This is a genomic window from Arthrobacter sp. StoSoilB20 (assembly GCF_019977295.1).
GTDB lineage: Bacteria > Actinomycetota > Actinomycetes > Actinomycetales > Micrococcaceae > Arthrobacter > Arthrobacter nicotinovorans_A.
In genome coordinates, this window is the sequence record NZ_AP024651.1 from 4353178 (window position 1) to 4376202 (window position 23025).

Below are 23025 nucleotides of genomic sequence, written 5' to 3' on the forward strand. Positions count from 1 at the left end.
AAGTGAGAGAGCGTCGAAAGGTGAGGTGCGCACGAGCCGCAGCGACGGTTTTGCAAAGGAGCGCATCGCGCCCCATCGTGGCGGGGAGGTCGCCCAGCGACCGTACCGCCACCTCTGGGGCGTGTCTAAGCGACGGCAAAACCGCCGCTTCGGCGGCCCCGCCCACGACGGACGCGCCCACAGCGGACCCGGCACGGCGGACCCGCCCACAGCGCACCCGCCGCTGCGACTCCGGCCCTATAACCCTCAGAGGATGCAGACTCGGCTTAGCCCTCCGCTTTGCCTCGGCGCCAGTAGCCCATGAAAGCAACCTGCTTCCGGTCAATACCAACGTCGCGCACCAAATACCGCCGCATTTCCTTGATCACGAACGCTTCGCCGGCGATCCACGCGTAGAACGGCAAGGCACCAGCGGGCAAGGTGGGATTCTTGGACGCTTCGATGGCTGCTGCGTCCATGCGCTGGGGGGTTTCCCAGAGGATGTCCTGGTCCACGTTGACGTCTTCGGGCTCGGGTCCGGCGGCGGTGCCTGCGCCCTTGATGCCTACCCAACCGGGCACGGGCACGGCCTTGGCCACGGCTTCTTTGAGGAGTTCGCCGTGGGGACGCGAGCGTCCGATGGCTGCGCCGCGGGCTAGCCAGGTGATTTCGATGTCGGCTGCCGTGGAGATGTCCTGGAAGTCGCCGGCTTCCGGCACTTCAAGGAAGGCATGGCCGGTCATGTCGGCGGGCAGGCTTTCAAGGATGGCACTGATGGCGGGGACAGCTGTTTCATCGCCGGCGAGAAGCACGCGCTGGGCCATGCCGGGACGCCATTCGATGCCACCGTAGGCACCGGCCGTGGTGCACTGCGCAGCACGGTTGTTGGGGCCGATGATGGTCAGTGCGTCCCCGGGTTTGGCCGCAAGGGCCCAGTTGGCGGCGGGTCCGCCGTTTCCGGCGTCGTCGAAGTGCATGACGAAGTCGATGTCGATCTCCGGGTACACAGCGTCAAGGCGCTCGGAGCGGACGGTGTAGGTACGCATGTCACCTCGGATGGAGGGATCCATGGCCAACCATTCCTGGTACCAGCCTGCTTCTTCCATCCTGAAGGGAGGCAAGGGAATGGCGTTGCCGGAAGCGTCGAAGGAGGGAATCATCAGCTTCACGCGCAGGTCCAGGGTGTCCCCGGCGACGCCGAATCCCCGCAGCGAGTAACCGCCAAAGGTGATGCGGCGGAAGTTCGGGCTCAGCTCCTGCACCGCCGTTACGGTGACGTCGAAGGCGAGGGTCATGGGCTCCACGGCACTCGTTGTTGCCTTCGTGGGTTGTGCACTCATGAAGCGATCTCCAGTTCGTTGGTTGAAGCGGTGCGTGCGTGGTGGCGTCCGATAGGGACGATCAAAGGTGTGCCTGAGATGGGGTCCATCACCACCCGGGATTCGAGGCCGAACACGTTGAAAACGAGTTCCTCGGTGACCACGACGGGGGCCGGACCTTCGGCAACGATGCATCCGCCCTTCATGGCGATGACGTGATCGGCGTAGCGGGCGGCGAGGTTGAGGTCGTGGAGCACGATCGCCACTGTGGTGCCGCGGCTGCGGTTGAGGTCGGTAATGAGGTCCAGGACTTCCACTTGGTGGGCAAGGTCAAGGTAGGTCGTGGGCTCGTCCAGCAGCAGGACCTCGGTCTCCTGGGCAAGAGCCATGGCAATCCATACGCGCTGGCGTTGTCCGCCGGAGAGTTCGTCGATGCTCCGCTCAGCGAGTTCCAGCGTGTCCGTTGCGTCCAGCGCGCGCTGCACCGCGGCGTCGTCGGCGGCTGACCAGCTGCGGAAGAAGCCTTGGTGGGGGTACCGTCCACGCCCCACGAGGTCCCGCACGGTAATGCCGTCCGGGGCAGTGGGATGCTGCGGAAGGAGGCCGAGCGTCCGGGCAAGTTCGCGGGCGGGACGGGTGTGGATGTCCTTGCCGTCGAGGGTCACGGCGCCGCCGGCGGGTTTGAGGAGCCGCGACAAACCCCGCAGGAGAGTGGACTTGCCGCAGGCGTTTGCACCTACGATCATGGTCACTTTGCCTTCGGGGATCTCGGTGCAGAGTCCCTCTACTACCTTGCGTGCCTCGTATTGGAGCGTGAGGTCCTTGGCATTAAGGACGGCCATCTCAGGCCTCCTTTCGGTTCGATGTGACCAGCAGCCACAGCAGGAAGGGTGCACCCAGGGCGCCGGTGATGACGCCGACAGGGAGGACGGTTCCGTCGAGGATGACGGGGGCGATGTTGGAGGCAAGGAAGTCGGCGAGCAACACGATCAGCGCACCGGTAAGGGCCGACGCCGGAAGGCTGGGTTTGCGGACGATGCGGCGGGCGATCGGTCCGGCCAGGAATGCGACGAACGCTACCGGGCCGGCGGCAGCGGTTGCGACGGCGGCAAGCCCGACGGCGGTCAGTACCAGTCCCAGCCGCGTGGCGTTGACCCGGATTCCCAGGCCGGCGGCGGCGTCGTCACCGAGTTCGAGGATGCGCAACGGGCCAGCCAGGGCGATCACGGCCGGGATGAGGACCAGCAGCGAGACCGTCAGGACGCCCACGCGGTCCCAGGTAGCGGTATTCAGCGAGCCGTTGAGCCAGATGAGGGCGTCGGCGGCAGTGCGGACGTCCGCCCGGGTCATCAGGAAGTTGACCACTGCGTGAAGGGCGGCGGCGATGCCCACGCCGGCAAGTATGAGGCGGTTGCCTGCCGCGTTTCCGCGGTTCCCTCCACCCGCGCCCGAACCGCTGCGGGAGATCGCGTAGATGATGGCCGCGACACCAAGCGCTCCGATCAGCGCAGCACCGGAAACAACGGCTCCGGAGGCGCCGAAAATCACGATTGCCGTCACAGCTGCCGCGCTGGCACCTGAGCTGATGCCGATGATGTCCGGGCTGGCCAAGGGGTTGCGCAGCATGGTCTGGAAGAGTGCACCGGCGAGCCCGAAAGCCACGCCGATCATGGTGCCAACCATCGCCCTGGGCAGTTTGTGCTCCATGACGATGAAACTGGCACCGGGGATCTTTTCGCCACCGGTGAGGTGGTTGATCACAATGGTGAAGAAGTCCGGGATGGTCACCGTGTAGCTGCCCAGGAGCACGTAGACGGCGAACATTGCCACGAGTGCCAGCGCGAGGAAGAACGTGGGGCTCAGCACTCGCCAAAGTGGCATTTTATGAGGGTGTTTGGGGGAAACATTGTCATTAAGTGCCAGCTCGGGGGCGGATTTAAGGACGGTCACAGCCCTGCCCCCTTTCCACGGCGGATGAGCCAGACAAACACCGGCGCCCCCACGATCGCAGTCATAATGCCGGCCGGAACTTCGCCCGGAAGAAGGATCACGCGGCCAATGACGTCGGCGGTGATGAGCAGGATGGGAGCCGACACCAGGGAAAACGGCAGGATCCACCGGTAATCCGGCCCGGTCAACAAGCGGACGGCGTGCGGAACCACCAAGCCTACGAAGCCAATGGGACCAGCCAAAGCAGTGGCCGAGCCACACAACAGCACAATCCCCAGCGCCGTGATGGCACGGGCCAGGACAACGTTTTGGCCCAAGCCGCGGGCAATGTCGTCACCCAGGGCCAGGCTGTTCAGGATGCGCCCGCCGCCAAGGACGATGATCGCGCCAACGGCCAGGAAGGGCAGGGCAGGCAGCAGCACGGACCAGTCACGCCCACCAATGCTGCCCACCTGCCAGAAACGGAAGCGGTCCAGGGTGTCCTGGCTGGAAACCAGAATCACGTTCGTCAGGGAAACCAGGCCGGCGCTCAGCGCTGCGCCCGCCAGGGCGAGCTTGACCGGCGTCGCACCGTCACGTCCCAAAGACGCCACGGCATAAACCACGACGGCGGCCACTGCGGCCCCGATGAAAGCGAACCAGATGTAGCCGGTCAAGGAGCCGATACCAAAGACGTAAATGCCGACAACCACAGCCAGGGCCGCGCCGGCGTTCAGGCCCAGGATGCCCGGATCAGCCAACGGGTTGCGGGCCACGCCCTGCATGGCAGCCCCGGCCAGGCCGAGCGCTGCCCCGGCAAGGAGGCCCAGTATCGTCCGCGGAATCCGTGCGATCACCACAGCGTGGTTGCCGTCGGCCGGATTGAAGTTGGTGAGGGCTTCCCACACAGTATTAAGGGGAAGCCCTCGGGCGCCGACCGCCAGGGATGCGGCGCAGACTGCGGCGAGTACGACGACGGCCACCAGCAACCAGGCGGTGCGCTTGCCTGCGCTGCGGTTGCCTTCGCTGCGGCGAGTCCCGGTTCCCCCTCCGGATGCCGAAGCGCCAGGGGTGCCTCCAGGGCCAGCCGGCACCAAAGTGCCGCTGCCCCGCCCCTGGAGTGCCGTCGTCGTACTCATTTTCATGGTGTTACTTGCTCACGGCTTCCGCTGCGCTACCCAGCTTCGGCAGGAAGGTATCCAGTGCCCACGGCAGGCTCAGCGGCGAAGAAGCGGAGATGGAGAGCGTCAGGGTCTGGTCCGAATCGGCAACCAGGCCGCCCTTCTTGATCGCCGGGATCTGGCCCAGCAGAGGATCGGCCTTGACGGCGTCGGCGGTGGTGGCGTCCGGAACCCAGGTCACGAAGATGTCCGATTCGAGCTCGTTGGCCTTCTCAGCGGACCACGGGATGAAGAATTCCGTCTTCGACTTGGTGTTTTCCGTGACGACCGGTGCCAGCTTCATGCCGATTTCGGAGAGGAAGCGGGGGCGGTTGTCGATGGCGGTGTACACGTTGGCACCGTCACCCTTGGCAGGCTCGAGGTTGCCGTAGATGAAGGTCTTGTCCTTGATCTGCGGGTACTTGGAGACCTTGTCCTTGATGGTGGCTTCGGTGTCCTCCACCAGCTTCTTGGCTTCGGCTTCCTTGCCCAGTGCCTTGCCGATGATGGTGGTGCTTTCCTGCCACGGCGTACCGTAGGACAACTCCGGCTGCGCCACAACGGGGGCGATTTCGCTGAGCTTCTTGTAGTCAGCCTCTTCCAGGCCAGAGTACGCGGCCAGGATGACGTCGGGGCTGAGCTTGGCGATCTCGGTGAAGTTGATGCCGTCTGCCTCGGAATACTGGACCGGAGCCTTGTCGGTACCAAAGCCGGCGCCGAGCTTCTCCAGTGCAGCGTCCTTCCAAGGGGTGGAGCCCTTGTCATTGTTGCCCCACTCGTTCTTGGGAACGCCAACCGGGACAACGCCCAGGGCGATCGCGACGTCATCATTGACCCACGAGACGGTGACTACGCGCTTGGGCTGTTCCTTGATGGTGGTCTCACCAAAGACGTTCTTGATGGTCACCGGGAAAGCAGCGGACTCAGCCTGCTCGGATGCCGGCGATGTGGTTGCCGGGCCTGTGGAGCAGCCAGTGAGTGAAAGGGCGACGGCGGCCAGGGCGGCCGTCGCGGTACCTGCAGTTTTCAGCAGGGCGCGGCGTGGGAGAAGGGATGCCACGGTACTCCTTAGGTAAGTGATGCGAACCTAAGTAAGGCTAGCCTACCCTCTGGATAATTAAGAAACGTTTGCGTCACGTAATCCACCTCGTGGGCAAAATGGGATGCAGATCACACCCTCGCTCACATCCCCCGCCCTTCAGCCCAACCCTCGCTCACATCACCCGCCCTTCAGCCCAACCCTCACTCAGTGGACATCTCCCCTCGGGTTTTGGGAAGATAGCGGCAGCGGACTACCGCTTCCAAAGGAATCGAACGAGGGGATGAGCGTGCGCACTGTTTCAGTTGCCGCAGCCATGGTTGGCGAGGTGGCCGCTTTGGCCTGCTTGGCACTCCCCCGCCCGTCGGTATCTTCCTAGGCTCATCTCCCGGACACCACGAATTTCGGGGTCCCTTTGTTGCGCCTGCCTTCCCGGATGACCGACGACTTCTGCCATTTCCCGCGCGCCCAAACTCCGCGCGGACGTCGACCATTTCCGAAAGAAGCATTGCCATGCAGAAAATTACTGCCCAACAGATCCGCTCATCCTTCATCAATGCAAGTCGCTCCGAGGCGGCCAAGCTCAATCTCCCCCGCGACTTTGAAACCATCAATTGGGACAACCTGGAGTTCCTGGGTTGGCAGGACGAAAAGATGCCCCAGCGCGGGTACCTCGTGGTTCAGCACCGGGGAAAGCTCACCGGGATCATGCTCCGTGCCCCCGAAGGTGGATCCGGAAAGAGGCGCGTGGTGCTGTGCGAACTGTGCCGCGATGTCTTCTCCAAGGATGACGTCTACCTGTGGGTTGCCAAGAAGGCCGGACAATCCGGCAAGGACGGGAACACCGTGGGAACCCTGATCTGCGCCGAGTTCGGTTGCAGCGCCAACGTGCGCAAGGAACCGCCCGCCAACGAGATCAACCCGGACCCGGCCGCCGTCGTTGTTCGACAAATCGCAGGGCTGGAAGCCCGGACCGAACAGTTCCTGGACCGCGTCCGCGCGAAGTAGGACCTGAAGCAACGCGGGGTCACTAATGGCCCTTTCGCACTCCCCGAGGGGCCACAAGTGACCCCGCGTTGCTGTTACCGGAGGACGATGTCCACAGGGTTGGCTTCGGAGCGCCACGCGCCCGGTTCGCCCGGACCGGCGATGACGGGAGCTGTCAGCACGCCCGAGCGGTTGGTGCGCTTGTCCCGGAGGATCTCGGTAACGGATCCAAGGTGCCGGGACAGGTCGATCACGTTTTCCGGAGCCGCCAGCAACAGCTGGAACCCGAACTCGTGAAGCGCCTTGATGCCGGCGCCCGCGAATTCCTCCGAAGCCAACACGAACGCTTCGTCCATCATTACGGTTCCGTAGGTGGTGAACCCTTGCTCGGCGATGCCCAACTGGTAGCTCAGGGCAGCGGCCATGATGAACGCCGTGAATCGCTGGCGCTCACCCCCGGACATGGAACCGGTATCGGCGTGCATGAACACTTCGGTCTTCTTTTTGGTTGCCTTGCCGGTGCCGGCTTTACCGGGGGCCTTGCCCGCCTTTGAAGCTACCTCGCGGTGCTCCTTGCACTGGATAAACAGGTGCCCACGAACGTCCAGCACCTCGGCCCGCCAGCGGCGGTCCTCGGGCGTTTGCGATCCGAGGCGCTTCACCAGGGTTTCCAAGGACTTGTAGCGGGCGGTGAGCTCGGCGTCGTCGTCCACTTCCGCCGCTGGAGCAGCCCCCCGGGACGGCCGGGTGTGCTTTGCCTTCAGCGCGTTCTGGATCGCGTCCTTGAACTGCTTGGCCGTGGCCGGAAGCGTCTGCTTGATGTCCAGTTCCAGGAAGCTGCCCTCGTGGAAATTAACCTGGGACAGGATGCCGTTCAGGGGCAGGATGCGGCTGGTGATACTGCGCCGTTCCTCATCCAGCAAGTGCAGGAGCGTACTGAACGACTCGTGGGTGCGCTGGTTGAAGAACAACCGGAACTCGGCCTCTTGGGCGGGCAGTCCGTCGCTGACGATCGCGTGATACCGGGACTCGAAGTCGCCGGCTGCTCCGATCGATGTACCGTGGTCGGCGCTGATGGCACTTCCCCAGTCGCGGACGAACGCCTCGAACATGCGAGTCAGCCGCTCGGCGGTTGCCTGTCCGCGCGATTCAGCGGCATGAAGCTCGTCGAGCAACTTGTTGCGGACGCTGTTGGCCAGGTTGTCGAGCTCGTACAGCTCGGAGACATCAGCGACGCCGTCAAAGTAGGGTTCCAGCGCGGTGATGGTGGAGGCCGACGGCGGTGTTTGCTCCAGCTTCAACCTCGCGGCATCGAGCAGGCCGTCCGCTGTGGTCATTTTGTGGTCCAGCGCTTTGTATTCGCTCTGCAACACGGCGGCCGACCCTGTGGAGGACTGGTGCTTTTCCCGCACGGCCTCGATGTTTGCACGGAGTGGCTCCAGGTCGGCCTGCGCGGCCAAGGCGTCCGTCAGCCGCTGCTCAATGCGGGCCAGTTCGTCCGCGGCCACCGCTGCGGAGACCTGCTCCCACGGCCGTTCGTCTTCGGCCACCCGGCGCAACGCCTCGAGCTGGCGGGCCATGCCCTGATGCGAATCCTCGCGGCTCTGGGCCAGTTCGGCAGCCTTGACCAGCTCGTTTTCCAGCTCGCCCACCCGTGCGGCCACCAACTCGAGTTTGGAGGCGTTATCGAACCCGAGGACGTAGTCCTGGCGGCTGGTGAAACGGTCGTCTTTCTCCACGGTGTGCCGGTTGCGCTTGACCACGCCACCCAGGCTCAGGCCCTTGTCCATCCCGGCCAGCTGGTCGGGATCCTCGACGCACGGGTACGCGAAGTCCACGGCGATCCGCTCGCGGATCCATTCCCCGGCGTCGGCATTGGCGCCCGAGGTGAGGATGCTCAACTTTGTCAGGAGGTCGCCGTCGGACACGTCCTCCACAGCCAGCGCGCCACCGGCGAGCGGCTTGGACACATCCACTGCGCGGAGAGCGCCACGGACGGAGTTGTCGTTCAAGTACCGGGTAACTGCGGCGAAGTGCTCGCCCGGAACCAGCAACGTGGTGGCAAGGTTGCGGAGGGCACGCTCAGCCGCCGGGCGCCACTGGTCCTGCCCCTCGGCGAGGTCGATCAGCTCACCGCCAAACGGCATCCGCTCTTCCGGGACGCCTGTTGCGGCGGCGATGGCGGCACGGTTTTCGATGCTCGACGGCGGCAGCAGGGACTTGCGCGAGCGGAGCGACAAGAGTTCCTGCTGGGCCGCGGCAAGCTCCCGCTTCTTGGTGGCATGGCCGTCGAAGGCCTCGAAACGGAGCTCCTTCAGGGCCTCCGAATCGTCCTTCAACTCTGCCGATCGAGCTGCTGCCTGCTCATGGGCCTGGTCCCAGCCCTCGGCGGACCACTCAAGGTTCAACCCGGCGTCGGCCAGCGCCTTCCGGGCCGAATCCTCAACTTGCTGGCGCAGCTTAAGGCCAACGCGGGCGTTCTCCAGCGACTGTTCAATGGCCGAAATCGCGTTGCCGCCGCGGTTGTTGTAATCCAGCTCGAGATCGCGAAGCTCCTTGGCCAGGGCGTCGCGGACGGTGCGCTCCGCGGCGAGTTCCTGCGCCTTGGACTGCGCGAGCTCCTTAAACCGGGCCAGCGTCTTTGCATGCACAGTCACTGCGAGCTGCTGCTTGTAAGCCTCAAACTCCTCGCCCGCCAACTCCCGGAGCCGGTTCGCGTCCAGCAATGCCTGCGCGTATTCCTTGTTCAGCCCGGGAACCGGAGCAAGCTGGTCCCGCTGCTGACGGACATCTTCCAGCCGCTGCCGGATGGACATCAGGTTGCTGAACTCCTCCACCACGTCATCAGCGGCGGCCAGAGTCGCCGGGGCGTCAAGCACCTGGTCACGGAAGAACGTATTGACGCTTCCGCCCAAGCCCTTGCCGGCCTGGATCACGCGAAGCAGCGGCAGCGCCTGGTCGGAGTTGATGCCCAGCAGCCTGCGGAAGCGCTCGGCGAACGCCTTATGCACGTCGAAGACCTGGCCTTCAGGGAAAATCGACTCCAGCGCGCCCTTGGTAAACCGCTTCTGCGCAATCCCCTCAATGGCCTCAAGATCCAACGGCTTGCTGTCGATCACGTAGAAACGCCCGACACTGGACTCAGTGCCATTTTTGGGAAGGTCGAACAGCGCCGACACCGTTACCTTCGTGCCGGCTGCGTTATCAAACGTCAGCGCGACGGCGGACCAGGTGGCACCAGGGCGCTGGAAGGCACTGGCCGAGCTGTCCCCCACGGCCTTGTCGCCAACCTTGCCGCGCATGTAGGTGAACGTGGTCCTCTTGTCCTCCACAGCACCGCCGGAGCGCTGGGCGGCAGCCTCATTCGAGCGCGGACGGGCATCGAAAACGCGCAGCATCGCATCAAAGAGAGTCGACTTACCGACGCCCGAGTTGCCTGTGAGCAGGGTGCCCTTGCGGTCCACGTGCATGGTGTGCGCGCCATGGAACGTGCCCCAGTTGACCACCTGGACGAGCGCCAACCGCATCTGGCCCGGGTTGGTGAGTTCGCCGAGGGGGAGCATGCTTGCGATCGTCACTTGGTGATCCCGTCAGTCGTGGTTGCGTCCGCGGCGGTACCGGACACATGCTCTCCATGCTCGCTCGTACCTCGCTTAGACGCATGCTGCCGCATGTCTCCGGCATCGCCGCTCGTGCCGTTCCCGACTTCATCGGCATCTCCGATTTCATCCGAAGAACGCTCGACGTCGGCGCTCACCTCTGCGGACCCGTCACCTTCGGAATCGTCGTCCAGCTCGTCACCTATAGGGGCGGGGTGGTTGGCGTCAGAGGGGTCGAGGTCCAGGAGGGGTTCTGTTCCGGACTCGTCCGCTGCTACTGCTATCAGTGCCTCGATCTGGGCCGGGATGTCGCCGATGTTCTCGAAAGGAAGGGCCAGTGGGAGGGCGTTGCTGATGGTGTAGCTGTCATCCAGCGGGGTGGGGAGGAGAAGTTGGCGGGCCAGGAGTTTGGTGATGGTCCGGGTTACGACGTCGGAGTCCCGGAGGGCATCTTGTTGGCCGGCAGGGGTGTAGTTGGCCACGAGGTCGGAGATCTCTTCACGGGTGATGGTCGGATCTGTCTGGGCTGTGACATGGCGGTCCAGCAGGAGCCGCAGGCGCAGCAGGACGATGGTCTCCACACGGCTCAGGGCCCGCTGCTGCCGAAGGATGCTTGACCGGGAACCGGCACCGATGATTTCGGGGTCGACTGGGCGGAGGACTGCAATCTTGCGGTCGTGATCGAGCTGGAGAGTGAGGAACAGCTCGGAGAGCCGGCTGCGGAGGATCAGCTGGTTGTCCAAGAGCGTGGTCCACAGTTTTTCGTCACGGCCGCCGTCGATGTAAGGGCCTTTGAGGAGCTTCACCAGAGCATGGCGGACCTTCATGGGGAGCACACCGGTGTCACCAGGGAACAGGGCAGCCCCGTCAACAAAGGAGTCCCGCGGCGTGACCCGGAATGGGTCCGCGTGACTGATGTCTGCAGCTGGATCCGCCGCAGGTTCAGCAGCCTCTGTCGCCGGCTCCACAGCCTCCGCCGCGTCCTTGGTCCCCTCCGTGGTGACCTCAACCGCCTGGGCGGGTTCCGGCGTCGTGGTTTCCTCAACGGCGGGTTCCGGCGTCGTGGTTTCCTCAACGGCGGGTTCCGGCGTCGTGATTTCCTCAGTCATCAGAATCCTCATTCAGCGTAACGACCGGCAGGTACGCAGTGCGGGTACTGCCGTCGATTTGTTCGAAGTCGATGTGTTCCCAGGCGGCGCGATCGAAGGCCGCACCCGTCTGGAGCGCCATGGAGAGCAGGGTGCGCACAGTGTTGATGTGCCGTTCCTCAGCGGGGAGGTTCTCCCATGCCTCGGCCAAGGTAGCGGATCCCGCCATTGCCGCCCGGACCACGGCAGGCTTGGCTTTTCCGGTTCGTGCGGACCGGACCCGGTCCGAGTCGCTGAAAGCGATGGGGTCGGCAAGGCGCGGGGGTGTGGCAAATTCGTCGGGATCGAAGAGTTTGACCATGGCCAGCGATTCGAATCCGGCGTTGAACAGCACAGGTCCGGGAACCAGGCCGGGCCGGTCGCGCTCGTACGGCAAGGAGCGGATCGCTTGCTCGGCTTCGGCAAGTACTTTGCGGAGGCTGACCGATTGCCGGACGTCGTCGCTTTGGATGTAGGTGTTCAGGCTTTCGGAAAGCTTGCCGTAAATCCGCTGGATCTGGCTGTGCTGGGTGCGCAGTTCGGCCACCAGGTTCTTCAGGGTTTCGCGGTCTTCCGGGGTGAGGTCGTCTGCAAACTGCCGGCTCAGCACCTCGCCGATCGCCGAACGGAACCGCAACTGCTGCTGCGGGTCCTCCAGGAAAGCGGTGAAGGACCGGAAGGTGCGTCCCTCAGGGCTTTGCCGCAACCGCTTGTCGGCTTCCAGGACCTGGGCCATCGTGGCGCCCTTGCTCAGGGATTCCTCGATGATCTGGTTCCGGAGTTCGCCCACCAGTTCTTCGATGCGGTCGCGCATTTTCTTGTAGTCAGCGGGCAGGCTGGCGGCAAGGTCAAGGATGTTGCCGGCAGCTTCCACCGCCTCTTCATCGTCCAGGAGGCCATCGAACTCGCCGGAGCTGATGTCCTCCACCAGCTGCTGCCGCTCTTGGATTTCTTCTTCCAAGGCCTCCAGCCGCGCGCTTTGGTCCGGGTTGGTCTCGTTGGCGAGCTTCTCCACGTCACCCAGCAAAGTGCCAAGCCGTGATCCATTCAAGGTTGAACGTTCGCTGGACAGGCTGTCGAGGAACGCCAGGACACGGGCCGCTGGCTCGGTGACTTCGTAAACGATCTGGCCCGACTGGTTCCGGCGGGTCAGGAATTGCTTCCGGGTCCATTCATCACCGAACAGCTTGCCGTTCTGTTGGCCGCCCAACGCCGGGTCCTGGCGCCGGAGTTGCTCAAGGAAAGCGTCGACGTCGGCATGGAACTCTTCGAGCGGAAGCTGCGGACGGGTGCGGGTGAAGGAGGCCTGCAGCACCGCGATCACCCACGGCGCCGAACGCGTCAGGGCCCACGCCGGCCCCTTGGTCAGCTGTTCGAGGTCACGGAGCCTTGCACTGATTGCATCGGCGGAAGACATGGCTGAACGGGACAATTACTCTCCTTCAGCTGCTGCGAAACCTGGCTGGCAGCGAAAACTGCCCCGTACAAGGTTAACGCAGAGCGTCGGAGCCTCCCCACCGCAACCATTTCGTAACCTACCGTGCGGTATGGTTTCGATCCCATATCAACGCGGCCACGCCACGTTTCCGCTCTGGCCGGAACGTAGCTGGCGCCCTAGTGTCAGAGCATCGACGCAGCCACGCCGCGCCGACCCACGCACCGTCGCTCCGGGGGGAACCATGGATTTCGATTTCACTGCGCTGGAAACAGGCACATACGTAGTTATTGGAACACTGTTTTTCGCTGCGCTTTTGGTGGCATTCATCGCTGCAGCAGCTATGGCAACAATCGTTCTTATCGGCGCAATGGGCATGGTTTGGTACGCCGTCAAAGGCGTCCTCGGCGGCCTCGTCCATGGCATTAACTTTGCGTGGGACCGTTTGGTCCACCACGCCGGACAAGTGGAAATTCCGGCCGAATTCCAGCCCCAAATTTCCACTGGCACGGGTAGCTACCCGCGGGTAGCATTGAGGGACAGCTGAAGGGTTCCCACCCGAGGCGGACCCTGGCTCCATCCGGCATAACCGGCTAGAGGAGTTATCCCATGACGTCCGCCACTGACAACAGTCTCGCCGCAGCAAGCGTCAACGCCACCGCAGAAGAAGCCCGCGCCGTCGCCGAAGCCGCGCGTGAAACCGAATGGAACCGGCCCAGCTTCGCCAAAGGCCTGTACCTGGGCAGCTTTGACCTCAGCCTCATCCACCCGTGGCCACAAGCCAAGGGGGACGATGTAGAGCGGGGCGAGGAATTCATGGGCCGGTTGCTCACGTTGGCCAAAACCATGTCCGGCCGCGTTATTGAACGGGACGCAAGGATTCCTGACGAGTACCTCAAAGGCCTCGCGGACCTGGGCGTTTTCGGCATGAAGATCCCCCGCGAGTACGGGGGCCTCGGCCTGTCCTTGGTCTATTACGGGCGCGCTTTGGCCCTTTTGGGATCCGTGCATCCGAGCCTGGGCGCGCTGATTTCCGCCCACCAGTCCATCGGAGTGCCGGAGCCGGTCAAAGAATTCGGCACGAGCGAACAGAAGCAGGAATACCTGCCGCGTTGCGCCGCCGGCGCCATCACCGCTTTCCTCCTGACAGAGCCCGACGTCGGCAGCGACCCCGCGCGGATGGGCGCCACTGCCGTATTGTCCGACGACGGCGGGTCTTACGTTCTGGACGGCGTGAAACTGTGGACCACCAACGGGGTGATCGCCGAACTGGTGGTGGTCATGGCCAGGGTCCCCGCACACACCGATGCTGATGGCACCGAGCATAAGGGCGGCATCTCGGCATTCGTTGTGGAGATGGACTCCCCCGGGATCACTGTGGAGAACCGCAACGCCTTCATGGGGCTGCGCGGGATCGAGAACGGGGTAACCCGCTTCCACCAAGTCCGGGTCCCTGCCGCCAACCGGCTCGGCCGCGAAGGCCAAGGACTCAAGATCGCCCTCACCACCCTTAATACGGGACGGCTTTCCATCCCCGGCCTCTGCGTTGCCGCGGGAAAGTGGAGCCTGAAAATCTCCCGCGAATGGTCCAACGCACGGACCCAATGGGGACGCCCGGTTGGCCAACACGAAGCGGTTGGAAAGAAGATCGCTTTCATCGCCGCCACCACTTTTGCCTTGGAAGCCGTTTTTGAACTGTCCGCCGAGATGGCGGACGCAGGGCAGAAGGACGTGCGGATCGAGGCTGCGCTGGCCAAGCTGTGGTCCACCGAGCTGAGCTGCCGGATCGCCGATGAACTGGTCCAGATCCGTGGCGGCCGGGGCTTCGAAACCGCCGACTCCCTGGAAGCCCGGGGCGAGCGTGCCGTCCCCGCCGAGCAGCTGCTCAGGGACCTCCGCATCAACCGGATCTTCGAAGGTTCCAGCGAGATCATGAAACTCCTGATCGCCCGCGAAGCAGTTGACGCACACCTTGCAGCCGCGGGCGACCTCGCCTCAGCGGATGCGAGCTTGCAGGACAAGGCGAGGGCCGCCGTCGGGGCCTCAGGTTTCTATGCGAAATGGCTGCCGAAGCTCGTAGCCGGCGCTGGAATGGATCCGCGGTCCTACGCGGAGTTTGGGCGCCTGGCCAAGCAGCTGCGGTTCGTCGAGAGGTCCTCCCGCCGGTTGGCGCGGCAAACCTTCTACGGCATGGGCCGGTGGCAGGCGAAGCTTGAACACAAGCAGGCATTCCTGGGCCGGATCGTGGACATCGGCGCTGAGCTGTTCGCAATGGCAGCCTGCTGCTCGCGCGCTGAAATGCTGCTGCGCAAGCACCCGGAACAGGGTGCCACGGCGTTTGAACTGGCCGAGGCCTTCTGTGAACAAGCGCGGGTGCGGGTGGATGAGTACTTTGACCAGCTGTGGAGGAACACTGACGACGGCGACCACGGGCTCTCGCGCAAAGTCCTCGCCGGAGACTACGCCTGGCTGGAGGCCGGAGTTTTGGACCAGTCCGAAGGCACCGGGCCATGGATCGGCGACGCCTCGCCCGGCGCTTCAACCAAGGAGAACCTGCACCGCAACTACAGGTAACTTCCTAGCGGACGTCACCATCCACGTAGAACCAGCGCTTGCCTTCCCGAACAAAACGGCTGGCTTCGCGCTGGACTCCGCGTTCGCCGTCGAGCCTGTAATGAGCGGCGAACTCCACAGTGCCGGAGTTGTCCAGGGGGCCGCCCTTATCTGTAGAGAGAATGTCCAGCCTCCGCCACTGCATGTCCTCATCGAGGTCCATGGATTGCGGCCTGGTTGAAGCATGCCAGGTGCGCAGCAGGTAAGCGGGATCAAGGACCACGAACGCCGAATACCTCGAACGCATGAGTTGCTCCGCTGTGGGCGCATCGGCATCACCGCGGTGGAAACGGGCACAGCAATCGTCGTACTGGTCGCCCGAAAGGCAGGGACAAGCGCCGTTGCGGAGCCGGGTGGTATCAGGGGTCACAAGGTCCCAATCTGAGGCAGTAAATGAGAGCTGGGCAACATATTTTCCCACGCCGTATAACAGCTTTGAAACAACCCCGCCAGAGTAGGGGGCGGCGCGTGATTCCGTCGGTGCTGGACCGTAGGCTGGATACGCAAGCTGGGTGGGCAATGCGCGCATCACAAAACGACAGCCAGGGGAGGCTACGTGGAGGATCCGACAACACTCGCCATCAACTTGACCTATTTAGGAACACTGGGACTCGCTGTCCTGATGTTCCTGGGTCTCGGGTTGATCATTATCATCACTCTGGTGGTCGCCGGGGTGGGGCGGTTGCTGTCGATTATTCTCCTGGCGATGGTGGGTATTTTCCCGAAAAAGGAAACCACACGCATCGTTCAGTTGCCCCCGCGACCCGCCCGTGTTCCCGATCCTGTGACCGGCGGCGATACCCCGGCGGTTGCTGATTCTCCGCTCGATGACCTGGCCTACTTGGAAACGGGTTCCACAGATCGGGTGCAGGCTGCGGCAACACTCGCACCGGCTGCCACCCCGGCCCGGGCCACTGCCGTCCCTGCGGGGTCCGCCGCAGCTCCGGTACGGCCTGCTGAAGCGCCGGTTGGGTCGGCTGAAGCGCCGTCGGCGTCGGCAGAAAAACCAGCCAAAGAACCTGCTGCGGCCCCCGAACCAGCGGCCCCGAAGCGGGACCTCCTTGGAGGCGTTCGACGCCGGCTCTCGGGTACGGCGGCTGGGCTTAAGGACGGCGCGTGGAAAGACAAGGTAGACCCGCGCAACCTGCCCAAACCGGCAGAGGTCAAGTCAGTGGTCGAACACCAGACCGCACACCATCCGATCGTTGTGGCAGCCACCAAGGAACCGCCTGTTCTGGCCAAGGACTGGGCTGACGCTGTGGCCGAGGCGGACCGGCGTGCAGCTGCCCGCGCGCAGGCAGGACAGCCGCCGGCCATCAAGGTGACCGTCCGGGACATCGGTGAGCCAACGCCGTCGTCCAGTGACGCAAAACAGGGCCCGAACAGCCCGGATGCGTCGGCAAAGCCGGGTGGCGGGAACGGCGGAGGCAACAGCCGGAACGGCGTAGGCGACAACGGCGGAGGCAACAGCCGGAACGGCGTAGGCGACAACGGCGGCGGGACAAGCTCCGGCGGGACCGGCGGCGCGTCCAAGAACGGTGCCGGCAACGGCGCGTCCAACAGCTCCGGCAGCGGCGGCGCCTCCAAGAACGCCTCCGGCAACGGCGCGTCCAACGGCTCCGGCAGCGACGCAAAGAAGTCGGGCCCGAACACTTCCAAAAATGGGAAGTCTCCGAGCCCGATCCGAAAAGGTTCGCTCAGCAGCGCCAGCCGCAACTCCTAGCGGAAGCCAGACAGCCAGAAGCCTGGCAGCCCGATACTGGGCCGCCAGGTACTAGGCCGCCAACTGCCGGAACGTTGCGCCGTGGTAGATCAATGGCTTCGATTCGAGGTTGATGGTGGTGGCCTTGACCTCCAGGACGACGATCGCGTGATCACCGGCGGGCGTCTCCGAAACGACTTCGCATTCAAAGCCCAGCACGGCGCCATCAATCAGGACGGCGCCTGAATCACCCACGCTTGTGGCCAGCCCGGCGAAACGGTCCCGCGTTTTCGAGGCCAACTGCAGTGCCGCAGCTTCCTGGCCCTCGGCGAGCACTGATACACCCAGGCGTCTGGCCTGGCGCAGCTTGGGCCACGTCGTGGAAGAGTTCTGCACGGCGAACATCACCAGCGGCGGCTCCAGGGAAACCCCCACGGTGAAGGACGATGCCACCAGGGCTTCCGGAGTGAAATCCACCATCGCGCTGAACGCCGCAACTCCTGACGGGAATTGCGCAAAGGCCGCCTTGATGGCCGCCGTTTCTTCCACTGTGGTCTGAGTCATTCCGGTCTCCCCTATCGCGTTGCCTGAGTTCCTTTCCCATAATTCACCTGCTTCCGGGAACGGCAATATTTGTTGATCCGAAAGACATTTGTGTTGCCGCGTGTCAAGAAATATCGCGAAGTAAGGCCTCTTCCATTACCTCGCAAGACGAAAAACGAAGAAGTTCTACCGCTTGCGTTTATGCCTCCGGCGGCCGTGTGTAGCCTCGATTGAACATCCGGTCCACGGCCAATGCCTGGACGTCAGGACCGCCCCATCAGCACAGCCCCACCACAGGAAGCCGACATGAGCCTCAACGAGCTACGAACGCTTGGACGCACTGGCGCCCTGATCAGCCCGCTCACGCTGGGCACCCTGAACTTCGGCACCGGCGCCGCACCCACGGGTCCCGCAGAGAGCATCCGTATCATCAAGGCGGCACTGGATGCTGGCATCACGAGCGTCGACACCGCGGACATCTACTCCCAGGGAGAGGCAGAAACCGTGGTTGGCCAGGCCATCCACAGCCGGCGTGACGACGTCTTCCTCGCCACCAAGTTCCACGGACAGATGGGGTCCAACCCGGCGCATGCGGGCAACTCCCGCCGGTGGATCGTCCGGGCTGTGGAGGACAGCTTGCGGCGGTTGAACACGGACAGGATCGATCTCTATCAGGCGCACCGTCCGGACTACAACACCGATCTCCTGGAGACCATCACTGCGCTCAACGACCTCATCCGGCAAGGCAAGATCCTCTACTACGGCACGTCCGTGTTCAGTCCGGCCCAGCTTGTGGAGGCGCAGTGGATCGCGAACACCAACCATCTGACCCCGCCCGTGGTTGACCAGGTTCCCTATTCGCTTTTGGTGCGTGCCAACGAACGTGATGTTTTCCCCATCACCCAGCAGTACGGCGTCGGGGTTTTGAGTTACGGACCGCTCGACGGCGGGTGGCTGGCCGGCGGATACCGGGTGGGTGCGGGGCAGCCTGAAAGCTCCCGATCGGGCGCACTTCCGGGCCGTTTCGACGTAAATGCGCCCTTTAATCAAGGCAAACTGCATGCGGCGGACGCCTTGGCTCAGCTCGCAGCCCGGCATGGTCTGACCCTCATCCAGCTTGCCGTGGCCTTCGCGCTGAACCACCCGGCGGTGACGAGCGTGGTGATCGGGCCCCGTACCGAGGACCACCTGACGGACTACCTGAAGGCTGCGGACGTGGTGTTGAGCGAGTCGATCCTTGACGAAATTGACGACATCGTTGCCCCGGCGGTCAACTTCCTGGAGCGCGACGCCGGCACTGTTGCCCCACACCTTGAGTACCCGGAACTGCGACGCCGGTAGCCACCATTGCGTTGCGAGGCCCGCTTTGCGCGCTTTGGTCTTCCCTTATGGCGCAGAGCGGGCCTCACAACAGGCTATTGACGGGCTTGGGCAGCGGCGTGATCCTTGTCCTAAGTGCTGCGGCACTCCGCAGCGTTTAGCTTCCAGTAGAACGCCGCCGTCCCATGTCCAAGCACCATGTCAAGCAAAGGGCTGCGAAAGCCGCCACCGCCGGTCAGCCGACCGAGGGTCCCCTGACCCCGGAGGAACTTCAACTCTCCGGCCGCAACCATTCCATGCCGTTGGAGGCCCTGCACGACGACATCACGCCGGCCGGGCTCCACTACCTGCTCATCCATTTCGACATCCCCCACGTTTCCGTCGACACCTGGCGGTTGAGGCTGGGTGGGGCTGTTGACCGCAGCTTTGAGCTGAGCCTGGACGACATCAAGGCCAGACCCGCCGTCACCATTCCCGTAACGCTTGAGTGCGCTGGAAATGGCCGCTCCCTCCTGCAACCGCGTCCGCTAAGCCAACCGTGGGTCATGGGTGCAGTGGGTACGGCCGAGTGGACCGGAACTCCCTTGGCACCCCTGCTGGAGGAGGCAGGTTTGGCGAGTGACGCCGTCGAACTTGTCTTTACGGGTGCGGACGCCGGAGTCCAGGGCGGCGTCGAAGAGCCCTATGCGCGCAGCCTGTCTGTGGCCGAGGCGATGCATCCCGAAGTCATGCTGGTCTATGCCATGAACGGACATCCCTTGCCGATGCAGCATGGGTTCCCCCTCCGCCTGTTGGTGCCCGGCTGGTACGGGATGGCAAGTGTGAAATGGTTGACGTCGATCGAGGCCGTGACGTCGCGGTTCACGGGATTCCAACAGGCTGTTGCCTATCACTACCTGCAAGGTCCCGACGGTCCCGGGCTGCCCGTGACTCACATCCGTGTCCGTTCGCTCATGATCCCTCCCGGGATTCCGGAATTCTTCACCCGACGCCGGATTGTGGACGCCGGTCCGGTCATGCTGCACGGCCGCGCGTGGTCCGGGCACGGCGAGGTTGAACGGGTGGAGGTGGGGATCGACGGCGAGTGGATGCCTGCCCATGTGGATCCGCCCTTGGGTGATTTCGCGTGGAGGTCGTGGTCCATGGTGTGGGTCGCGGGTCCAGGTGAGCACGTACTGCGGTGCCGGGCGATGGATACGTCCGGCGCGCTGCAGCCCACGGAGCAGGTGTGGAATTACCAGGGCATCGGGAACAACATGGCGCAGGTGGTTGAGGTTACGGTGCGGTAGCTGGGTCTCCAAGCTGCGCCGCGCCCGCTCCGCCTCGTCCCGTCTCCTTGAGATCGTCGAGATCGCCGGAATGCTGCGGGATCGCCGTAACTTTCCGGGGGTTTTGGCCGGCCTCCCACGACCTCGCTGCTTCTTGCGTTCCCGCAGGGCTTGCGAGGCCCGGTTAGACTCTTCCCAATCATGAGTATCCCGTCATCTTCACCGGCAAACGTCCGAGTCGACGCCTGGCTTTGGGCGATACGTGCCTACAAGACCCGCTCGGCCGCCACCGCTGCCTGCCGTGCCGGCCACATCCGCATCAACGGAAACCCGGTCAAGGCATCACAGAGCGTGATCATCGGCGACACCATCCGGGTCCGTGAATCGGGCTGGGAACGGATCCTCGAAGTGCGGCGACTCATCGCGAAGCGTGTCGGCGCCGAAGCCGCCTCACACTGCTTCACCGACCACACTCCCCCACGCCCTGTTGCGCCTAAGCTCGGGCTGCCCCAACGCGACCGCGGCGCCGGACGGCCCACCAAGAAGGACCGCAGGGATATGGACAAGCTCCGGGGATAGGGAGATATCCGACCGCGGCGGGGCACTTATCCACAAGCCGCAATTTCTGACGTGAATCTGGCTTCCCTCCCGACCTAGACTGACCGGCACAACGCCAAACAGCTGCTGGGGAGCCTGTCATGTCATGCCTTTCGTCTGCCACTTTTTCTTCTGTCCGGCCTTGGACGGCGGTCATGGCTCTGACTATGGCGGTGCTTCTGAGTGGCTGTCAGGGCGGCCCCGCACCCAGCACGCAACCGTCCGAATCAAACTCGACGACGGCGTCGCCCGCCACCAGCGCTCCGGTCCCGACCGCTTCGGCTACTCCTTCAGCGCCCGCCGTGTACAAGCCCGCGGATGCGAAGGGGAAGGCTGAAAATGTGCCCGTTCCCGTGATGCCGGAGTTGGCGAAGGAAAACTCGAAGGCGGGGTTGGAGGCGTTTATTGGGTACTGGTTCCAGCTGCTTAGCTACGCGTACGAAACCGGTGACTCTGCAAGAGCGAAGGAATTGTCCAGTGAGAGTTGCGTGCTCTGCATGGATCTCGTGGCAGGGGTCGCTACAAACTACACGGACGGCCGGTGGCTTGTCGGCGGACAGTATCGAACACCAGTAGTTGAAGTTCTTTGGCAACCATCAGCGGTGTCGCAACCAGCGAAAGTTCAGGTCCTTCAGCAGCAGATCATCTATATGAACCCCGATGGTACAAATGGCCGAGAACCGACGGCCGCCACAAACGACGCCGCTGCTTTCTATGGTGTTTTCAGTGACGGTTCGTGGGCAACAACGGATCTTGGCGTCATCAGATGAAGTCCCGTGCCCTCCCTTTGACGGGAGGCCTTTTGCTAGTCATCGCGTCGGTCCTCGGGGCTGGAGGTTCGTGGGCTTCCCCCGTACCGAGTCCAGGAACCGGATTCCGCGACCGATCGATTGTGGTCAATGCGACGTTCATCATCGATCCAGTCACAGGCATACCCTCCACAGTTCTGGGCACGGATGCAGCCGCCGCTGAGGATCCCAGCCAGTACATGGCCGACACCCACTGCCGCGCCGATGGGCCCGACACCAAGGACCCCGGATGCGATGCCCTCGAATGCCCCGCCACCGAAGCCAACACCGAAGCAGGCACCCCGGTCATCTGGAAGGAAGCCCCCAAAGCCATCACCAACCCAGGCTGGACCGACTGGATCCCCGTCACCGGACCCACCTGCCTCTACGACCCCCAACCCGAGAACGTCCTGGCCAACATCGCAGCCCGGATCCTCAACGACTTCCAACAACTACCCATCAACCCCGGAACCCTCCAAGCCCAACCCTTCCCCCACACCCTCAAAGGCGCACCCACCAACTTCTACACCACCGCCAGCGAGCAAGACTTCAACGTCAGCATCCTCGGCCAAGCAGTCCACCTCACCGCAACACCGGCCAACTACACCTACGCCTTCGGTGACGGCACCACCCTCGGACCAACACCAGCAGCCGGATACTCCATCCCGGAAACCGAATGGCTCAACACCCAAACACGCACCAGCCACAGCTACACAGAAACCGGCAACTACCAGGCCACCCTCACCACCAGCTTCACCGGCACCTACTCCGTCAACAACGGCCCACCCCTACCCATCAACGGAACCCTGAACCTCACCACACCAGCCGAAAACATCCAAGTTTGGAAAACAGAAAGAGCACTCGTCGCCGACACCTGCCAGGAAAACCCCAACTCCTGGGGCTGCCCCGGCGCAGACCCGAAATAGGTGGCGACTCACCTGAGCCTTTGCCCGCATCACGAACCGCAAACACCCACTTCGAAGGCGAACAGCCCATCGACACACTGTGCAGATGGCGCGTCGTGCCATTCAAGACTCAAAGTGGGTGGCGGCGGCCCACGGAAAAGTGGGTGGCGGCGGCCCACGGAACGGGCACGCCAAAAAGAAGAAAGCACCAGTTCCGAAGAACGGTGCTTTCCGATGGCTGAATTCTAGGAGAACCAGGTACCTGGAGGACCCATGAACAACAGGAAGCTGAACACGACACCCACAGCCACCAACGTGACAACGACGGCCAAAATAGGGTTTCGCAGGACCCACGCCTGGGCTTTCTCGAACCCACCTTGAGGCGAATCTCCCCCAACGGCCAAGCGCCAGTCGCCTGCGAGGAGGCCACGGCGGTCCAGCGACTTCTCCATGGGAATGGTGGCGTACGGGATCACGGCTGAACCAATGGCAAGGAGGCCGGTTCGTGTTGACCACTTCTGGTTGATCCAGGTGAAAGCTGCCGTCGCGGCGTAGCAAAGGAACACGAAGCCGTGAATGCCTCCAGCGATGCTCACTCCGACGTCGGTGGTGCGCGTGACGTACTTAAGGAACAACCCGATCAGCAGCAGCGTCCAAGTCACGGCCTCGGCAAAAGCTACAGTGCGGAACAAAGTGCGGGGCTGCATGGAAGTCC

20 protein-coding genes and 1 pseudogene are annotated in these 23025 nt (G+C 63.6%); 10 read left to right on the forward strand and 11 right to left on the reverse strand.

Annotated features, from left to right (window positions below; genetic code table 11):
* Positions 1 to 266 precede the first annotated feature (266 nt).
* The 5 genes from LDN85_RS19815 to LDN85_RS19835 all read right to left on the reverse strand — a co-directional run bounded on the left by LDN85_RS19815 (position 267) and on the right by LDN85_RS19835 (position 5447).
* Positions 267 to 1319 (reverse strand): siderophore-interacting protein, encoded by a 1053-nt coding sequence (locus LDN85_RS19815; RefSeq protein WP_026542712.1) that lies wholly within the window; start codon positions 1317 to 1319, stop codon positions 267 to 269.
* Complete coding sequence (locus LDN85_RS19820) at positions 1316 to 2140, reverse strand: ABC transporter ATP-binding protein (protein ID WP_026542711.1); 825 nt, start codon at positions 2138 to 2140, stop codon at positions 1316 to 1318. Before LDN85_RS19820 ends, LDN85_RS19815 begins: the two co-directional genes overlap by 4 nt.
* 1 nt (position 2141) lies before the next feature.
* Positions 2142 to 3179 carry an iron chelate uptake ABC transporter family permease subunit gene (locus LDN85_RS19825; protein WP_223943920.1) on the reverse strand — a complete coding sequence of 346 codons (1038 nt, stop codon included), beginning with the start codon at positions 3177 to 3179 and terminating at the stop codon, positions 2142 to 2144.
* Positions 3180 to 3244: 65 nt separating this feature from the next.
* Entirely contained in the window at positions 3245 to 4372 is a 1128-nt protein-coding gene (locus tag LDN85_RS19830) for an iron chelate uptake ABC transporter family permease subunit (protein ID WP_223943921.1), read from the reverse strand.
* A 4-nt stretch (positions 4373 to 4376) separates the two neighbouring features.
* Positions 4377 to 5447 (reverse strand): iron-siderophore ABC transporter substrate-binding protein, encoded by a 1071-nt coding sequence (locus LDN85_RS19835; RefSeq protein WP_026542708.1) that lies wholly within the window; start codon positions 5445 to 5447, stop codon positions 4377 to 4379.
* Between the two features lie 492 nt (positions 5448 to 5939).
* Between LDN85_RS19835 and LDN85_RS19840 the strand changes: the two genes are divergently transcribed.
* Entirely contained in the window at positions 5940 to 6434 is a 495-nt protein-coding gene (locus LDN85_RS19840) for an FBP domain-containing protein (RefSeq protein ID WP_223943922.1), read from the forward strand.
* Positions 6435 to 6508: 74 nt separating this feature from the next.
* On the opposite strand, the gene LDN85_RS19845 is transcribed toward LDN85_RS19840, so the two are convergent.
* The 3 genes and pseudogenes from LDN85_RS19845 to LDN85_RS19855 form a co-directional block, all read right to left on the reverse strand.
* A complete protein-coding gene (locus tag LDN85_RS19845) occupies positions 6509 to 9991 on the reverse strand; it encodes an ATP-binding protein (protein WP_223943923.1) in 3483 nt (1160 codons plus the stop codon).
* Positions 9992 to 10245: 254 nt separating this feature from the next.
* Positions 10246 to 10929 (reverse strand): annotated as a pseudogene (locus LDN85_RS19850) (DUF4194 domain-containing protein); the annotation flags it as partial.
* A gap of 184 nt (positions 10930 to 11113) precedes the next feature.
* Positions 11114 to 12571 carry a DUF3375 family protein gene (locus LDN85_RS19855; protein ID WP_026542042.1) on the reverse strand — a complete coding sequence of 486 codons (1458 nt, stop codon included), beginning with the start codon at positions 12569 to 12571 and terminating at the stop codon, positions 11114 to 11116.
* A 247-nt stretch (positions 12572 to 12818) separates the two neighbouring features.
* On the opposite strand from LDN85_RS19855, the gene LDN85_RS19860 reads away from it, so the two are divergent.
* Both LDN85_RS19860 and LDN85_RS19865 read left to right on the forward strand, forming a co-directional pair.
* Entirely contained in the window at positions 12819 to 13121 is a 303-nt protein-coding gene (locus tag LDN85_RS19860; RefSeq protein WP_026542043.1) for a hypothetical protein, read from the forward strand.
* 62 nt (positions 13122 to 13183) lie between these two features.
* On the forward strand, positions 13184 to 15148 hold the full coding sequence (locus tag LDN85_RS19865; protein ID WP_223943924.1) for an acyl-CoA dehydrogenase family protein: 1965 nt from the start codon (positions 13184 to 13186) through the stop codon (positions 15146 to 15148).
* Positions 15149 to 15152: 4 nt separating this feature from the next.
* Here the strand turns inward: LDN85_RS19865 and LDN85_RS19870 are convergent, their stop codons facing one another.
* Positions 15153 to 15608: a YchJ family protein gene (locus tag LDN85_RS19870; protein ID WP_026548425.1), complete on the reverse strand. Its 456-nt coding sequence runs from the start codon at positions 15606 to 15608 to the stop codon at positions 15153 to 15155.
* Between the two features lie 135 nt (positions 15609 to 15743).
* Here LDN85_RS19870 and LDN85_RS19875 point away from each other — a divergent pair, with 135 nt between their 5' ends.
* Positions 15744 to 16910 carry a hypothetical protein gene (locus LDN85_RS19875; protein WP_223943926.1) on the forward strand — a complete coding sequence of 389 codons (1167 nt, stop codon included), beginning with the start codon at positions 15744 to 15746 and terminating at the stop codon, positions 16908 to 16910.
* A 51-nt stretch (positions 16911 to 16961) separates the two neighbouring features.
* Here LDN85_RS19875 and LDN85_RS19880 read toward each other — a convergent pair whose 3' ends face one another.
* Positions 16962 to 17453 carry a flavin reductase family protein gene (locus LDN85_RS19880; RefSeq protein WP_026542047.1) on the reverse strand — a complete coding sequence of 164 codons (492 nt, stop codon included), beginning with the start codon at positions 17451 to 17453 and terminating at the stop codon, positions 16962 to 16964.
* A gap of 285 nt (positions 17454 to 17738) precedes the next feature.
* Between LDN85_RS19880 and LDN85_RS19885 the strand changes: the two genes are divergently transcribed.
* From LDN85_RS19885 to LDN85_RS19910, 6 genes are all read left to right on the forward strand, one after another.
* Positions 17739 to 18773 carry an aldo/keto reductase gene (locus LDN85_RS19885; RefSeq protein ID WP_026542048.1) on the forward strand — a complete coding sequence of 345 codons (1035 nt, stop codon included), beginning with the start codon at positions 17739 to 17741 and terminating at the stop codon, positions 18771 to 18773.
* A gap of 164 nt (positions 18774 to 18937) precedes the next feature.
* Positions 18938 to 20041 carry a sulfite oxidase gene (locus LDN85_RS19890; RefSeq protein WP_223943927.1) on the forward strand — a complete coding sequence of 368 codons (1104 nt, stop codon included), beginning with the start codon at positions 18938 to 18940 and terminating at the stop codon, positions 20039 to 20041.
* Positions 20042 to 20221: 180 nt separating this feature from the next.
* Positions 20222 to 20599, forward strand: a complete 378-nt coding sequence (locus LDN85_RS19895; RefSeq protein WP_035761097.1) for an RNA-binding S4 domain-containing protein — start codon at positions 20222 to 20224, stop codon at positions 20597 to 20599.
* 124 nt (positions 20600 to 20723) lie between these two features.
* A complete protein-coding gene (locus tag LDN85_RS19900) occupies positions 20724 to 20954 on the forward strand; it encodes a hypothetical protein (protein ID WP_223945512.1) in 231 nt (76 codons plus the stop codon).
* A gap of 4 nt (positions 20955 to 20958) precedes the next feature.
* Positions 20959 to 21387 (forward strand): DUF6318 family protein, encoded by a 429-nt coding sequence (locus LDN85_RS19905; RefSeq protein WP_245232971.1) that lies wholly within the window; start codon positions 20959 to 20961, stop codon positions 21385 to 21387.
* A 122-nt stretch (positions 21388 to 21509) separates the two neighbouring features.
* Complete coding sequence (locus LDN85_RS19910) at positions 21510 to 22331, forward strand: PKD domain-containing protein (protein ID WP_223943928.1); 822 nt, start codon at positions 21510 to 21512, stop codon at positions 22329 to 22331.
* Positions 22332 to 22555: 224 nt separating this feature from the next.
* On the opposite strand, the gene LDN85_RS19915 is transcribed toward LDN85_RS19910, so the two are convergent.
* A complete protein-coding gene (locus LDN85_RS19915; protein ID WP_223943929.1) occupies positions 22556 to 23017 on the reverse strand; it encodes a DUF3817 domain-containing protein in 462 nt (153 codons plus the stop codon).
* Positions 23018 to 23025 lie beyond the last annotated feature (8 nt).

Bases quoted from the DNA above. Each gene is read 5' to 3' on its own strand.
- LDN85_RS19895 (WP_035761097.1), top strand. From the start codon at position 20,222: ATGAGTATCCCGTCATCTTCACCGGCAAACGTCCGAGTCGACGCCTGG.
- LDN85_RS19890 (WP_223943927.1), top strand. From the start codon at position 18,938: ATGTCCAAGCACCATGTCAAGCAAAGGGCTGCGAAAGCCGCCACCGCC.
- LDN85_RS19840 (WP_223943922.1), top strand. From the start codon at position 5,940: ATGCAGAAAATTACTGCCCAACAGATCCGCTCATCCTTCATCAATGCA.
- LDN85_RS19900 (WP_223945512.1), top strand. From the start codon at position 20,724: ATGCCTTTCGTCTGCCACTTTTTCTTCTGTCCGGCCTTGGACGGCGGT.
- LDN85_RS19915 (WP_223943929.1), bottom strand. From the start codon at position 23,017: ATGCAGCCCCGCACTTTGTTCCGCACTGTAGCTTTTGCCGAGGCCGTG.
- LDN85_RS19880 (WP_026542047.1), bottom strand. From the start codon at position 17,453: ATGACTCAGACCACAGTGGAAGAAACGGCGGCCATCAAGGCGGCCTTT.
- LDN85_RS19830 (WP_223943921.1), bottom strand. From the start codon at position 4,372: ATGAAAATGAGTACGACGACGGCACTCCAGGGGCGGGGCAGCGGCACT.
- LDN85_RS19885 (WP_026542048.1), top strand. From the start codon at position 17,739: ATGAGCCTCAACGAGCTACGAACGCTTGGACGCACTGGCGCCCTGATC.
- LDN85_RS19820 (WP_026542711.1), bottom strand. From the start codon at position 2,140: ATGGCCGTCCTTAATGCCAAGGACCTCACGCTCCAATACGAGGCACGC.
- LDN85_RS19825 (WP_223943920.1), bottom strand. From the start codon at position 3,179: ATGCCACTTTGGCGAGTGCTGAGCCCCACGTTCTTCCTCGCGCTGGCA.
- LDN85_RS19865 (WP_223943924.1), top strand. From the start codon at position 13,184: ATGACGTCCGCCACTGACAACAGTCTCGCCGCAGCAAGCGTCAACGCC.
- LDN85_RS19860 (WP_026542043.1), top strand. From the start codon at position 12,819: ATGGATTTCGATTTCACTGCGCTGGAAACAGGCACATACGTAGTTATT.
- LDN85_RS19815 (WP_026542712.1), bottom strand. From the start codon at position 1,319: ATGAGTGCACAACCCACGAAGGCAACAACGAGTGCCGTGGAGCCCATG.